17 protein-coding genes are annotated in these 13,480 nt (G+C 39.1%); 8 read left to right on the forward strand and 9 right to left on the reverse strand.

Annotated features, from left to right (window positions below):
- Positions 1-153: 153 nt before the first annotated feature.
- Positions 154-1,080 carry a cytidine deaminase gene (gene cdd, locus I6E70_RS07050; protein ID WP_197188361.1) on the reverse strand — a complete coding sequence of 309 codons (927 nt, stop codon included), beginning with the start codon at positions 1,078-1,080 and terminating at the stop codon, positions 154-156.
- 136 nt (positions 1,081-1,216) lie between these two features.
- Positions 1,217-3,862, reverse strand: a complete 2,646-nt coding sequence (gene ppc / locus I6E70_RS07055) for a phosphoenolpyruvate carboxylase (RefSeq protein WP_007582382.1) — start codon at positions 3,860-3,862, stop codon at positions 1,217-1,219.
- Between the two features lie 120 nt (positions 3,863-3,982).
- Between ppc and I6E70_RS07060 the strand changes: the two genes are divergently transcribed.
- From I6E70_RS07060 to I6E70_RS07080, 5 genes are all read left to right on the forward strand, one after another.
- Positions 3,983-4,381, forward strand: coding sequence for a thiol-disulfide oxidoreductase DCC family protein (locus I6E70_RS07060; RefSeq protein WP_010553974.1), 399 nt, complete (start codon positions 3,983-3,985; stop codon positions 4,379-4,381).
- Positions 4,378-5,100 carry an SDR family NAD(P)-dependent oxidoreductase gene (locus I6E70_RS07065; RefSeq protein ID WP_197188362.1) on the forward strand — a complete coding sequence of 241 codons (723 nt, stop codon included), beginning with the start codon at positions 4,378-4,380 and terminating at the stop codon, positions 5,098-5,100. The genes I6E70_RS07060 and I6E70_RS07065 overlap by 4 nt, the downstream gene beginning before the upstream one ends.
- 9 nt (positions 5,101-5,109) lie before the next feature.
- Positions 5,110-5,718, forward strand: a complete 609-nt coding sequence (locus I6E70_RS07070; protein ID WP_197188363.1) for a flavin reductase family protein — start codon at positions 5,110-5,112, stop codon at positions 5,716-5,718.
- Between the two features lie 101 nt (positions 5,719-5,819).
- The gene (locus I6E70_RS07075; RefSeq protein WP_197188364.1) at positions 5,820-7,040 is read left to right on the forward strand and encodes a M24 family metallopeptidase; all 1,221 of its coding nucleotides are present in this window, start codon (positions 5,820-5,822) and stop codon (positions 7,038-7,040) included.
- A 114-nt stretch (positions 7,041-7,154) separates the two neighbouring features.
- Positions 7,155-7,814 carry a DsbA family oxidoreductase gene (locus I6E70_RS07080; protein ID WP_165724950.1) on the forward strand — a complete coding sequence of 220 codons (660 nt, stop codon included), beginning with the start codon at positions 7,155-7,157 and terminating at the stop codon, positions 7,812-7,814.
- Between the two features lie 113 nt (positions 7,815-7,927).
- Here the strand turns inward: I6E70_RS07080 and I6E70_RS07085 are convergent, their stop codons facing one another.
- Positions 7,928-8,242 (reverse strand): Imm49 family immunity protein, encoded by a 315-nt coding sequence (locus tag I6E70_RS07085; RefSeq protein ID WP_331459188.1) that lies wholly within the window; start codon positions 8,240-8,242, stop codon positions 7,928-7,930.
- On the reverse strand, positions 8,239-8,658 hold the full coding sequence (locus I6E70_RS07090) for a hypothetical protein (protein ID WP_197188366.1): 420 nt from the start codon (positions 8,656-8,658) through the stop codon (positions 8,239-8,241). Before I6E70_RS07090 ends, I6E70_RS07085 begins: the two co-directional genes overlap by 4 nt.
- Before the next feature lie 424 nt (positions 8,659-9,082).
- On the opposite strand from I6E70_RS07090, the gene I6E70_RS07095 reads away from it, so the two are divergent.
- Positions 9,083-9,406 (forward strand): endonuclease V, encoded by a 324-nt coding sequence (locus I6E70_RS07095; RefSeq protein WP_197188468.1) that lies wholly within the window; start codon positions 9,083-9,085, stop codon positions 9,404-9,406.
- A 14-nt stretch (positions 9,407-9,420) separates the two neighbouring features.
- Here the strand turns inward: I6E70_RS07095 and I6E70_RS07100 are convergent, their stop codons facing one another.
- Positions 9,421-10,317, reverse strand: coding sequence for a hypothetical protein (locus I6E70_RS07100; protein ID WP_197188367.1), 897 nt, complete (start codon positions 10,315-10,317; stop codon positions 9,421-9,423).
- Positions 10,317-10,580, reverse strand: coding sequence for a YwqJ-related putative deaminase (locus I6E70_RS20895; RefSeq protein ID WP_182194830.1), 264 nt, complete (start codon positions 10,578-10,580; stop codon positions 10,317-10,319). The genes I6E70_RS07100 and I6E70_RS20895 overlap by 1 nt, the downstream gene beginning before the upstream one ends.
- A gap of 88 nt (positions 10,581-10,668) precedes the next feature.
- On the opposite strand from I6E70_RS20895, the gene I6E70_RS07110 reads away from it, so the two are divergent.
- Positions 10,669-11,328: a DsbA family oxidoreductase gene (locus I6E70_RS07110; RefSeq protein ID WP_197188368.1), complete on the forward strand. Its 660-nt coding sequence runs from the start codon at positions 10,669-10,671 to the stop codon at positions 11,326-11,328.
- 169 nt (positions 11,329-11,497) lie between these two features.
- Entirely contained in the window at positions 11,498-11,845 is a 348-nt protein-coding gene (locus I6E70_RS07115; protein ID WP_197188369.1) for an energy transducer TonB, read from the forward strand.
- A gap of 73 nt (positions 11,846-11,918) precedes the next feature.
- Here I6E70_RS07115 and I6E70_RS07120 read toward each other — a convergent pair whose 3' ends face one another.
- From I6E70_RS07120 to I6E70_RS07130, 3 genes are all read right to left on the reverse strand, one after another.
- A complete protein-coding gene (locus tag I6E70_RS07120; protein ID WP_008171402.1) occupies positions 11,919-12,197 on the reverse strand; it encodes a peptidylprolyl isomerase in 279 nt (92 codons plus the stop codon).
- Between the two features lie 120 nt (positions 12,198-12,317).
- Positions 12,318-12,740 (reverse strand): hypothetical protein, encoded by a 423-nt coding sequence (locus tag I6E70_RS07125; RefSeq protein ID WP_197188370.1) that lies wholly within the window; start codon positions 12,738-12,740, stop codon positions 12,318-12,320.
- Positions 12,741-13,047: 307 nt separating this feature from the next.
- Positions 13,048-13,473 (reverse strand): thiol-disulfide oxidoreductase DCC family protein, encoded by a 426-nt coding sequence (locus tag I6E70_RS07130; protein ID WP_197188371.1) that lies wholly within the window; start codon positions 13,471-13,473, stop codon positions 13,048-13,050.
- Positions 13,474-13,480: the final 7 nt, after the last annotated feature.

The raw sequence follows: 13,480 nt of genomic DNA on the forward strand, positions 1-13,480 counted from the left end.
ATGGCAGAAAGCCTCATTCTAGAGCCACGAAGGGAGCGAAGTTTTCCTCGTTCAGTCAACCCAAGACCACAGCGGTACGCTAGAAATAAAAAAGCCGCTCACCTTAAGTGAACGGCATTACAGCTCTGGCTGTGCTTTATTGTTTTTAAGAGGTTATTTTAGCTGAGCGCTAATTACTTCTATTGCCGGTAGATTTTTAAAACTTGCAAGTACAGCACGTGCTACACCCGCTTGGTTTTCATGGCCTGCGGTTTCTAAAAGTGTAATACCTTTTACCGTCTGCTCATCAAAGCTAAGCCCTGCGATAAATAATTGGCTAAGTGCACTTTGCAGTGGCGACAAGCTTGGGCTGTACGCTGCGTTTTCTGCGTAACTTCCGTAAAAATCGCCATTTTCAAATGTACTAATTTTTACTGCACTAAAGTTTTTACTATAGGGTACGTATGCGTTTAATGCTGTACTTGCTAGTTTTTCATCTAGTTGAGCATTTGCAAATACTTGCTGGTGAGGCTCTGGATTAAACAAGCTAAACGCGTTACCTAAATCAGTCGGCCCAAACGAGTGCGGCAGTAATTCTGCCAACTTAAAGTGTTGCTCTGGCAATAAAATATCAAACTCTTTAGCATCTGCGAGTTCGTTCATAAACTGGCGGCAATATCCACACGGTGCATCGCTAATCGCTATTTTAACTATTTTTTTGGCGCCGTTTAACCATGCGTTATTTATAGCCGATTGCTCTGCATGAACCACTAAACTCAATGCTTGATGATTAAATTCTACATTTGCACCAAAGTAAAAGTTTACCTCATCGTTTTCATCAAGTGCTTTAACAATTGCGCCTACATGAAAATCTGATATCGGCGCTACAGCATACTCAGAAGCCAAAGGTACTAAACCTTGTAATAATGCATCATCAGACACATTGAGTTGTGCGCATAACTGTTTAATATTATTAGAATTTAATATGCCACGTTGTGATTTTAATTGACTACGTAATGACGCTGTTTGCGCTACGTTTAATGTGATGTGCGAATTTGTAAGTGCTGTATCTTGCTGTACAGTAAAAGTTGCTGAAGCCATAACATTTTTTAATTATTCAATGGCTAAGTAGTTTAAAAGGTTAAGGTGTTAAATACCAGCCTATTTAACGCAAAAAAAGGGAGCACATCGCGTGCTACCTTTTAATACCAATAGGTATACCTAACAAAATAACATGTTAGCCGGTATTACGCATACCTGCTGCAATACCTGTCATCGTGATCATTAATGCATTATCAATGTCACCTTCGTTGCGTTTTTCCTCTGAGCGAGCACGGCGTAAAAGCTCAACCTGTAGTAAGTTAAGTGGATCGGTGTACGGGTTACGTAAACTAATCGACTCCTTAATCCAAGGTTGTTCGGCTAGTAGGCTTTTTTGCGGGCTAAGTGATTGTACCAAGCTAATGGCTTCTTGAAGCTCTTTACGAAGTGTTACACCCAGTGGTTTGTACATATCTTCCACCAGCGCATTATCATAATGCTCACTCAACCAACAATCGGCTTTACTAAATACCATTTCTAGCATTTCTAGGCGCGATCTAAAGAACGGCCACTGTAAGCTCATTTCGTTTAGGGTTTCTGCGCCGTACTTATTAAGCGCAGCTTTTAAGCCTGTTAACGCACCTAGCCATGCAGGAAGCATTAAACGGTTTTGGCTCCACGCAAAAATCCATGGAATAGCACGTAGACTTTCAACGCCACCATTAGGATTACGTTTTGCAGGACGCGAGCCAAGCGGTAACTTAGACAACTCAAGCTCAGGCGTTGCCATTCTAAAGTAAGGTACAAAGTTTTCATCATGACGAACTACATTACGGTAATGCTCACATGACTCCTCACTTATTAGCTTCATTACTTCGCGCCACTGCGGTTTTGGCTCTGGTGGCGGTAATAAGTTACTTTGCAGAACTGCGCCTGCGTAAATATTTAAGCTTTGCAGTGCTACATCGGGTAAACCAAATTTAAAGCGAATCATCTCGCCTTGCTCGGTTACACGCAAGCCACCTTTTAATGAGCCAGGCGGTTGTGAATGCAGCGCTTGTGCAGCGGGTGCACCACCACGTCCTACTGTACCACCACGTCCGTGGAATAAAACAAGCTCAATACCGCGTGCATCAGCAAGCTGTACTAGCTTATCCATTGCTTCGTACTGCGCCCAACCTGCTGCCATCATGCCGGCATCTTTAGCAGAATCAGAGTAACCAATCATTACGTTTTGAGTGTTTTTAATGTGCCCGCGATACCAAACATTATCAAGCAATGTGGTAATTACATCACTGCCTGCGTTTAAATCGTCGAGTGTTTCAAACAACGGTGCTACTGGCAAATCAAAGCTACAGCCACTTTCTTTTAGCAATAGTTGTACTGCTAAGATGTCTGACGCTGTTCGCGCCATCGAAATAATATACAAACCAAATGTTGCTTCGTCTTGCTTGGCAATTACATCAAAGGTATCAAGTACTTCTTGTACATCTGGGCTTGGTTGCCAATGTTTTGGAATAAGCGGTCTGCGCGAGTTAAGCTCTGCAAGTAAAAATGCTTGTTTGTCTTGCTCTTGCCATTGGTTGTAGTCGCCTAAACCTAAGTAACGAGTCAGTTCTGAAAACACATCGCCGTGGCGAGACGAATCTTGGCGCACATCAAGTTTAGCTAAACGCAAACCAAAGCTATTTATACGGTGCAGTAAATCAAGTAATAAGCCATCCGCAACTACTTTCATATTACACTTTAATAACGAGCGATAGCACACTTCAACTGGGTGCTTAAGCTGATTAATATTAGTAATTAAATCTTGTGAATCGCTGCGCTTATTTTTAATTTTAGCACCTAAGTGCGCCACTGTTTCTGCAACCTGATTTTTAAGCTTTTTGATCACCGCTCTATATGGTTCAAACTCTTGCCCTGCAAGCTCAACAAGCTCATCACTGGCATCTGACATAGATAATTCAGCGCACAACGTTTTTAAATCTTGAATGTATAAGTTAAGTGCCATCCAACGACCATGATCAAGCACTTCTTTTGTTACCTGCGATGTTACAAATGGATTACCATCACGGTCTCCCCCCATCCACGATGTAAACTCAATTGGGCTGTAATCTATTGGCAACTCTAAGCTCAACTGGTCTTTAACATTCGCTGAAAATTCACGTAAAAAGCGCGGAACCGCATGCCACAGGCTATTTTCTATTACTGCATAGCCCCATTTGGCTTCATCAACTGGCGTTGGGCGAGAGCGACGAATATCGTCGGTATGCCAAGCTTGGCTAATCAGCTGTTCAATACGATTTAAAATATTGTCCCGCTCTTGCACTAAGTTATCTTTTCGCTCTAATGACGCTAAGCAATCACTTAGTTCAACGTGTTTGTTAATAATAGTACGGCGCGTAACCTCGGTTGGGTGAGCGGTCAATACTAAGTTTATGTGGAGTTTTGAGAGTGTTTCGGCCAAATGATTACTGTCTAACTGGCCTTGTTCTGCTTTTGTAGCTAACGTTTTTAATGTTTGAGTGAGAGGGTTTTGTTGACCAAGGCCAACGTCATTAAAACGCGAAACGGTATGAAATTGCTCTGCTACATTAGCAAGGTTTAAAAAATGATTAAATGAACGGGCAACCGGTAAAAGCTCTTCATCACTAAGCGCATGTAAAACATCTATTAGCGCTTGTCTGTCGTCTTCGTTACCACTGCGAGATGATTTTGATAAAGCACGAATTTCTTCCACTTTATCTAAAATCGCTTGACCTTGGGCATCTTTGATTGTTTGTCCTAGTAGTTGCCCTAGTAAATTTACATTACCTCGCAAGGCGGCGTATTGTTCACTCATTTATCAGTCTCCATTTTTTCGTAGGACACTATTAATATCATCATGAAGAGATATTTAATAGATCCATTTGCAATGTCTTGTCGTAAAAAAGTATATATAAAATAATCACAAAGCATTCACATGATCATTTTTTACGATGGTAACTGCCCTCTTTGTAGCACCGAAATGCAGCAACTAAAACACGCTGATAACAAAAACTTAATTACGCTTGAAGATCTTAACGCGAGCGACTTCAGTGAGCGCTACCCGTATATTGATAAAGACAAAGCAATGAACTACCTGCAAGCTCAAAAGCAATCAGGTGAAATGATTTATGGGCTTGATGTAACTTACGAAGCATGGAAAATAGTGGGTAAACACAGCTGGTTGAAAATTTTTCGCTTGCCAATAATTCGCTTTTTCGCTGACTGCGGATACCTATTATTTGCTAAGTATCGGCACCCCATCAGTCGCTTTTTAATGCCAAATACTCAGTGCAGTAATGGCCAATGTGGACTAAAAGCAAAAGGTGATAAATGAAAACTATTGTTTTATTCGGCGCAAGCAGTGCCATAGCAAATGCATATATAGAACATCTACAAATAAACACGCCTACTCATCAGATCGTTTGTATTAGTTCAAAAAGTATTGAGTCTGGCTCAAGTGTTGTCCACCTGCATACTGACTACACAAAACAAAGTTTAGCGCGCGTTACTAATTACCTAAAAGAGCAAAATGCCGATATACAACAAGTTATTATATTCAATGGTACACTGCACAACGAAACCCATATGCCTGAAAAAAAGCTGGAGGATTTAGACGCTGAGTATTTTAGCCAACTTCTAAATTCAAACTCCCTAACTCCTCTACTTTGCTTACAGAGCGTATTGCCGCTGTTAACCCACAAAACGCAGTGTACTATTACAGCACTCAGTGCGCGCGTAGGCAGCATTAACGACAATAAATTAGGTGGTTGGTATACTTACCGCGCATCTAAAGCGGCGCTTAACATGCTATTTAAAACCGCTGCTATAGAGCTTGCTCGTCGTGCTAAAAATACCAAACTCATTCTGTTTCACCCTGGCACTACAGATACAGCACTTTCAAAGCCCTTTCAAAAAAATGTACCCGAAGGCAAATTATTTACGCCTGAATTTGTAGCCAAGCAACTATTTGAATTAACAAACAATAACCCTGATTTAAAACTAAACGGTGAGCCTGCTTACTTAGATTGGCAAGGCTCTACAATACCGTGGTAAGGACTTTTAATGCATTTTACTAAAGCGCGTATAGACGCACTTGAAAAACATACCCGTACACATTTAATTAATTCTCTTTCGGGTTTTAAAAGCGCTAATTTAATTGGCACGCAAGACTTACTCGGCAATACCAACTTGTCGATTGTAAGCTCGGTTATTCACCTTGGGGCTAACCCACCTTTAGTCGCAATGATTATGCGCCCTCATAGTGTGCCGCGTCATACATTTGAAAACATTTTACAAACGGGCACTTACACCATTAATCAAGTGAATAAGTCGATTTATAAACAAGCTCATCAAACTTCAGCCCGTTACGATAAAGAAGAGTCTGAGTTTGATGCTACAGGCTTAACACCTGAATACTTAAACGACTTTGCAGCGCCTTTTGTAAAAGAAAGCCGCTTAAAGTACTCGGTTAAATTTATAGAAAACCAACATTTAGCCATCAATGGGACCGAGCTCGTTATTGGCGAGATTATGGATGTTTTTGTTGATAAAGCCGCGCTGCAAAGCGACGGTTTCCTAGATTTACAAGCAATAGAAACAGTGGCAGTAACTGGGCTTGATAGCTACCACACAAGTAATAAACTCACGCGTTTACCTTACGCTAAAAAATAATATGACCTTTTAAGAGGCTATAAACTACTAGCCTCTTATCGCATAACATTGAATTTTACCTTGGTATTAATCACACTAGTTAAAAATCCAAGGAGAAAAACATGACTACCATAGGTATAGGTACACAATCTAGCGAGCAAGCGTTGGCAAGCTTAAGCAATATGACGCACACGCTAACTCCTATTGCAGCTGACGAACATTTAGAGCGCATAGCCAAAGCGCAAGCTTATATGCTTGCAAACAACATAGATGCAATTTATTTAAACGCTGGCACCAACCTAACCTACTTTACAGGTATGAAATGGTACGCGAGCGAGCGCATGGTTGGCGCGATATTACCCGCCCTTGGTGAAGTACAATACATTGCACCTTATTTCGAAATTGGTTCACTAAACGGGTTTAAAGTAATAGATGGGCCTATTCATGGGTGGCAAGAGCACGAAAATCCTTATGCACTTTTTGTCGAAGTATTAAAAAAGTTAAACATTAATGAAAACGCAACCATTGGCATTGATGAAAGCGCACAGTTTTTTATATTCGACGGCATTAATAAAGCGCAAACGGGTTTAACCCTCATAAACGCCCAACCTGTAACGGCGCATTGTCGTATGCATAAGTCAGTTCATGAGCTTAGCTTAATGCAGCGCGCGATGGACATGACCTTGGCCGTACATCAAGCCACAGCAAGCATGCTTTATGAGGGAATAACCACCACCGAAGTAGAAGCCTTTATTAAGCAAGCACATCAAAAAGTAGGCGCGCCAGGTAACTATTTTTGCATTGTTTTATTTGGTGTTGCAACGTCTTTTCCGCACGGTGTTAAAGACGCCCAAGTACTTAAAAAAGGCGATATGGTATTAATAGATACCGGCTGTAAAGTACACGATTACCTATCAGACATAACCCGTACCTATGTATTTGGCGAACCAACCATACGCCAACGAATGTTTTGGGATCATGAAAAAGCAGCGCAAATGGCGGCATTTAATGCCGCTAAAATCGGTGCTACCTGCGAAGACGTAGACGCTGGCGCACGTACTTATTTAGCGGCGCAAGGTCTAGGTCCGCAGTACCAAACACCGGGTTGCCCGCATCGAACTGGCCACGGCATTGGGCTAGACATTCACGAATGGCCATACTTAGTTGGCGGTGATAAAACCCCACTTGCCCCAGGCATGTGCTTTAGTAACGAGCCAATGTTAGTTATACCTGATGAATTTGGCGTACGTTTAGAAGATCATTTTTACATGACCGACAACGGCCCTCATTGGTTTACAGAGCCTAGCCATAGCATTGACGACCCATTTGGGCTTAACGCTTAAAACTGAATACCTTCAAGAGCAGCTGTTTAGCTGCTCTTTTTAGTTTGGTATTGATAAAGTGCAGTTCATCCCAATATCCCCTGTTATACCAAAGCAATCCTCAAAAGGATAAATATGAAAAACTTTAAAATTGATATCGTTTCAGACGTAATGTGCCCTTGGTGTGTAGTGGGTTATAAAAACCTAGAAACTGCACTAGAGCAACTTAAAGACGAAATGAGCGCAGATATTACGTGGCATCCTTTTGAACTAAACCCAGATATGCCAATTGAAGGTCAAGACTTAAACGAACACTTAATGCAAAAGTACAACCTAAGTGAAGAGCAAGGCGACGAAAATCGTAAAAACATGTTCGAAGCCGGTCAGCGTGCTGGGTTTACCTTTAATTTTGATGGCAAACGCATCATGATCAACAGCTTTGATTTGCATCGTTTATTAATGTGGGCACGTGAAGAAGGTAAGCAAACACAGTTAAAACTTGCTTTTTTTGAAGCGCACTTCACTGATTTAAAATACTTAAATCAAGAAGAAGCACTGCTCGACGTTGTTGAAAAAGTAGGTCTTGATAAAGAAACTGCGCGCGGTATTCTACATTCAGACAAATACGTACAAGACGTACGCCAAGAGCAAGACAACTTTAAACAGATGGGTATTACGTCAGTACCTACGTTTATCATAAACGATAAATATGCACTTACTGGCGGACAACCAAGCGACTCATTCATTCAAGCACTAAAACAAATTAGTGAAGAAGAAGCCAAGCAAGACGCTTAGTTAGCTAGGAAAAAATAAAGGCTGCAATATGCAGCCTCTTAGCCTAGTTTAAATAAATGGTTATACACCGCAATCCGCCTTATACAATCAACTCGTAGCCAAACGAGGCTGATTTAAGCATATTCAAACTCTTTATAAAACAGCGACTTTGGAAGGTAGGGAGTGTCGGGCACTTGCCAACCATGTTTATCATAGGCAAGGCTAGCCACTGCGCTTATTAGCAGAGCTACATCGCCTTTCCACGTAACTGCGCCCTCTGGTGGATCATTGTAGAATGTATAATGTAATTCAATAGCCTTATAGATTGCCCGTTTATAATGAGCTTCATCGTTTGATAAAAGCGCTACCCACACATCCAAATAAGGCAAGAAAAGCTTGTTCACATAAGGCGCTCTAAATTCATCAACATGCTCAGGACCTGACCCTATTCTTTTATTCTATTCATTTTTCTGACCCTATTCATTTTATCAGGCCGAGCAATCAACCAAAACGAAGCCGTGGTTAAAAGACACGAAAATAAGATAATAACAATTTGAAGTATTCGTGGTAATAACCCTGAATCGTCAATTGTGACTGTGTTAAGAATAGGGATTAGAATAAAATAACCAATCGGCAGAATTGATATACCCGCACCAACATTGAGGTATGCTACTAATGACGTTTTATTCCGTTTTTTCATTAAAAAATAAACTGGTAAACCGACAGTTATAGTTAGTGAATAAGCAATGGCAGTAATGAAACTAAATAACCAAATCCCCCCACTACCGTTACAGAGTATCGAACAAATTAATATTGCAATACTACAGGTTAGCGGTGCAATTAAAAATGCAGCAAATAACTTCATGATAATACCCTCTGCTTAGTTACTAGACTTTTGAATAGTCCAAACGCCATTTATTGTTTTATCCGGTGTATACCATTTATTTTTTTGAAGCCATCCAATACCTTCACCATAATTTGTAATCGTTGATGTTCCATTACCATTTGGGGTCACTTGACGTACCACAATTCCAGGATGTAAAGGATGCCCTGGAAGTGTAACATTGACGACCACAGAACTTCCTGTAACTTGGTTAGTTGTAATAAAAGATTCAACAGGAGAGATCCCTCCTATGACTGGCGTAGCATCATTAGGAGTACCTTCTGGTCAAGCCGGATCAGGGTTGCCTGGTGTTGGATTACTCTTTACCCAATCCTGAGTTGATCCTGCATCATTTGGTGATTGAGCAGTGACTGTATAATAATGAACCAGCAGGGTCAGGTCTTGTATCTTAGGTGTCACCTTAGATATCCCGACCATAGGCTGTGGCAAGAGCAAGTTATTAGGTGAGTTTAAAGAACTTGCAAAACACCGTGGCGCAACGTCTGATTTAATAGATGACAACAAGATTATTGGCAAAGTGCTACGTACGCAAGATAATATCAAACCTGTTTATGTATCCATTGACCATAAAGTATCACTAGATACTGCAGTTGAGTGGATATTAAAACTAGCGTCTAGATATCGACTCCCAGAAACCACTCGCCAAGCAGACCAATTGGTTAATAAAACTTTAAAAGAACATAGAGAAAAGACTTATGAAAAACCATAAGTCTCACATACTCATTAGTAAGTTTTATTTTCGTATGAAATATTTACCTTCTTAAAATTATCATTTCGAAAAGCAATGACTTCATCTAGCGTTAAATTAACTAAATGGTGAAAGCTTAGCTCTTCTAGCTCCAGCCAAGCATGTTTGTTAAGCCCATATAAAATATTCCTGCTAATATTTGAGACAAAAAGCGTATTAACTGGGAATTCTAACAGCGACGGCAGTAATTCTGTAAATTTTATATCCGTTACGTCTTGTAAGCTAAGCTCTATAACATTATCAGAAGGCAATTTTTTTATATCGTTAAAGCTAGTAATTTTTAGCGGTGAATTATCAACAGCAGCATTCAAACAAAAAATATCGTCAATACTTTTATAGATATATATACCACGAAGCCTGTTTTCTTTACTAAAAGCTAACTTTAAACTTCTTTTATCCTCTGATTGAAACCTAGCTTCATAATAAGATAACACTGTAGGCTCATTCCATTCATATTCATACTGAATAGGGCCAACGTCATAAAATAATTCAGAGTAGCAATCATGTTTTTGAAAGTGTTGTGCTATTGCATCAGCAATCCATCCATTAACGATGCAGCGTACATCACACACCCAACCGTAAGCCGTCTCATATACAACACCATTGAAAGGTTTGCCTTTGTGAACAAGCTGAAAATTTCCATCCCATTCTTGATCAATGGCTGCATCTAAAAGCTCAAGCCCTTTAATGTCTATAAAAGGAAAATCGTAATCACCCAATATTTGACCATTAAAAAATTGCTTTTTGCTAACAACAATCCCCCTTTCAGCGAAAATAGCCACGCCCGTAAAGGGCGCTCCTTTGAAAAAGTAGGTATTATCTTTATTCACTAGCGCATCAAACACAACAAGTGGTGGAGCTTCACATTTCATTAATCAACTCTTCCTGTAAGAATTTCAAACTTTTGTAATATACCAGAACAATTCATACAAGCAGGGAAATTTGTTCCTGCGTCATCGCCTTTTAACCTCACAGTTGCAATCGAAATATCTGAAAAACTAACTGTGGGGTTCTCTTTTAATATTTTATTTACTGATCGAACTTCAGCATGAAGCCCTGGTGCACCAGCTCTTCCATGAGGTATTTGAATTTTATGTTTATAAGCAAAATCTAAATATGATTCTATTTCTGTAATTAATCGTGCACACCAGCAGGGTCAGGTCTTGTATCTTGCCTTTTACTACAAAACGCAAGAAGAAAGACCTGACCCTATTATTTTCAATATGAAAAACTTTAAAATTGATATCGTTTCAGACGTAATGTGCCCTTGGTGTGTAGTGGGTTATAAAAACCTAGAAACTGCACTAGAGCAACTTAAAGACGAAATGAGCGCAGATATTACGTGGCATCCTTTTGAACTAAATCCAGATATGCCAATTGAAGGTCAAGACTTAAACGAACATTTAATGCAAAAGTACAACCTAAGTGAAGAACAAGGCGACGAAAATCGTAAAAACATGTTCGAAGCAGGAAAGCGTGCTGGGTTTACCTTTAATTTTGATGGCAAACGCATCATGATCAACAGCTTTGATTTACATCGTTTATTAATGTGGGCACGTGAAGAAGGTAAGCAAACCGAGTTAAAACTCGCCTTTTTTGAAGCACACTTCACAGATTTAAAATACTTAAATCAAGAAGAAGCACTGCTCGACGTTGTTGAAAAAGTGGGTCTTGATAAAGAAACTGCGCGCGGTATTCTACATTCAGACAAATACGTACAAGACGTACGCCAAGAGCAAGACAACTTTAAACAGATGGGTATTACTTCTGTCCCTACATTTATCATAAACGATAAATATGCACTCACTGGCGGACAACCAAGCGACTCATTCATTCAAGCACTAAAACAAATTAGTGAAGAAGAAGCCAAGCAAGACGCTTAACGAGTAAAATTGTTGTTTAATACTTAAAAAAGGCTGCACATTGCAGCCTTTCTTATATATTTATCAGTTCAAAATAATACAAAGTTGTTATTTACCTTAGATCTCTTTTGGTGTCATTATAGAAACTACATTTAACAAATCGATAACAATAGCTATAAAGGGATTTATAATGAAATATATAATTACAACATTAACTTCACTGTTTCTTTTAACCGCATGTTCGACAACACCTCTACCTGATAACCCTCACTCTACGCTAATAATGCCCAATCCTCCGGTGTATCCAATTAAAAGTGTCCGTGAAAAAATTGAAGGTAGTGTGACAATGTCTTTTGATGTAAATACATCTGGTAAGCCCATTAATATTAAAGTGATTAAAGCTGAGCCTGTGAAAATTTTTGATAAAGCAGCGATTCGCTCTCTTTCTAAATGGCGTTACGCACCTAAAGTAGTTAATGGTATTGCGGTAGTTGATGAGAATTTAGAAATGACTATAGATTTTAATTTAGCAAAATAATAACTAACTAAAACAGGCTGCACATTGCAGCCTTTTTCTATATAGCGAAGGTTACTTCTTACTTAAAAGTAAACTAAGTACGATAAAGCACTTTAATAACATGCCAGCCGAATTTTGTTTTAACTAGGTGGGGTTCTAAAATTGCACCTTTAAATGCAATTTTGTCAAACTGTGGGACCATTTGCCCGCGTCCAAATTCACCTAAATCCCCGCCTTTTTTACCCGATGGGCATGATGAATACTTTTTAGCTAAGGTTTGAAACTTTGCACCTTTACCCAATTGCTTAATAATATCTTCTGCAATTTCTTTGTGCTTAACCAAAATGTGAAGTGCATGTGCTGTGTTTGCCATTAAAAAAGCCTTTTATACCGTTAGCTAAAATTAAACGCGGCGATTTTAACACAGCCACCTAAACCTAGCATCTACTTATAGCTAACCAATCTAATAATTGGCAACACTCAATAGTACACTTTAATTCACGAAACCTGATATTTGATCTAAGCAGCTATATTCAGGGTCTGAGAATGGGCTTAACCTAGTTACTTTCCTTATTCGTGGTGCTTTACTTTTTTCATGGCTGGAAATAACGCCCTCCACTAAAAGCATTATATTGCTACAACGCTTAACAAACCCCTCCGTTACATCACCGTAAAATGGGAATACTAAGTATTGCTTTGACATATTCTCTAAAGCTGCACGATCTTCATAAAAATCAAGGTGTCCATAATATCCAACTAAGCACACTTTAGTTCCAATCAGCTCACTTTGATTCTTAAACAGTTGACCCCATGATACTTTTTTACATTCAATATTTTCCTGTAAAGGAAATGCTTTTACAGAAAAAACAGCTACTATTAAAAATAACAATTTAGACATAGATATAAATTTTTTCATATTTTCCTCCTATGTTTACAATAAGAAAAATTATACATTTGGCTTCTATTAATTTTCGGGGAGGATAGCCCTATAACGCATCCGTACACTCTAACCTGAGAGGCCTAGCCATTTTATAACCTATCAATTTGTATAAATTAATACCTCAAGATTAGCAGTAATCAACCAAAGGCAAGAAAAAAAAACCCTAACAGCTGACCGATGCATAAGCAGCTTATATTGCATCATTGCGGTTATTCCACTGCTTAAAGTATTTGTCTAATGGAGCACTATGATTCAAAACATTAGTAAATTTCTTTACCTGCGTTCAGGTTAAATAATGTTTGGCATCATCTGGGTTAGGTATTCTACAATACTGATATTTTCCAAATAACGAATACCTATTTAAAGCAACCCTATCGTATAACCAATTATTAAGTCTATTTGGAAAAACACTCAATACGTTTGCTAGTTTGTATGGGTAACCTAGCTGCTTAACAACGTTAAAAAAAGCATGGCTTTGCGTATACGCTTTACCGTTTTCTAGGTAAACCATTGAGGCATATTCAATTGTTGAAAAACCAAAGTGTGCTAACAACAGTTCTCCTTTTGGAGATTGCACACTACATAATCTAAAAATGGTATTGGCATCATTGTTAATAATAAAATTACACCACGCGCTGCACAGCTTACATTGCGCATCAAATAATATAATTTTTTGATTTTGCATTATTGTCACTGCATCATCGCTCATAACACTT

Origin of the sequence: Pseudoalteromonas sp. NGC95, from assembly GCF_015864705.1 — a bacterium.
Taxonomy (GTDB): domain Bacteria; phylum Pseudomonadota; class Gammaproteobacteria; order Enterobacterales; family Alteromonadaceae; genus Pseudoalteromonas; species Pseudoalteromonas arctica.

Excerpts from the sequence above, each read along its gene's own strand:
- I6E70_RS07100 (WP_197188367.1), bottom strand. The coding sequence starts at position 10,317 with ATGAAATGTGAAGCTCCACCACTTGTTGTGTTTGATGCGCTAGTGAAT.
- I6E70_RS07090 (WP_197188366.1), bottom strand. The coding sequence starts at position 8,658 with ATGAAGTTATTTGCTGCATTTTTAATTGCACCGCTAACCTGTAGTATT.
- I6E70_RS07115 (WP_197188369.1), top strand. The coding sequence starts at position 11,498 with ATGAAATATATAATTACAACATTAACTTCACTGTTTCTTTTAACCGCA.
- ppc (WP_007582382.1), bottom strand. The coding sequence starts at position 3,862 with ATGAGTGAACAATACGCCGCCTTGCGAGGTAATGTAAATTTACTAGGG.
- I6E70_RS07125 (WP_197188370.1), bottom strand. The coding sequence starts at position 12,740 with ATGAAAAAATTTATATCTATGTCTAAATTGTTATTTTTAATAGTAGCT.
- I6E70_RS07075 (WP_197188364.1), top strand. The coding sequence starts at position 5,820 with ATGACTACCATAGGTATAGGTACACAATCTAGCGAGCAAGCGTTGGCA.
- I6E70_RS07120 (WP_008171402.1), bottom strand. The coding sequence starts at position 12,197 with ATGGCAAACACAGCACATGCACTTCACATTTTGGTTAAGCACAAAGAA.
- I6E70_RS07110 (WP_197188368.1), top strand. The coding sequence starts at position 10,669 with ATGAAAAACTTTAAAATTGATATCGTTTCAGACGTAATGTGCCCTTGG.
- I6E70_RS07060 (WP_010553974.1), top strand. The coding sequence starts at position 3,983 with ATGATCATTTTTTACGATGGTAACTGCCCTCTTTGTAGCACCGAAATG.
- I6E70_RS07070 (WP_197188363.1), top strand. The coding sequence starts at position 5,110 with ATGCATTTTACTAAAGCGCGTATAGACGCACTTGAAAAACATACCCGT.
- I6E70_RS07080 (WP_165724950.1), top strand. The coding sequence starts at position 7,155 with ATGAAAAACTTTAAAATTGATATCGTTTCAGACGTAATGTGCCCTTGG.
- I6E70_RS07065 (WP_197188362.1), top strand. The coding sequence starts at position 4,378 with ATGAAAACTATTGTTTTATTCGGCGCAAGCAGTGCCATAGCAAATGCA.
- cdd (WP_197188361.1), bottom strand. The coding sequence starts at position 1,080 with ATGGCTTCAGCAACTTTTACTGTACAGCAAGATACAGCACTTACAAAT.
- I6E70_RS07130 (WP_197188371.1), bottom strand. The coding sequence starts at position 13,473 with ATGAGCGATGATGCAGTGACAATAATGCAAAATCAAAAAATTATATTA.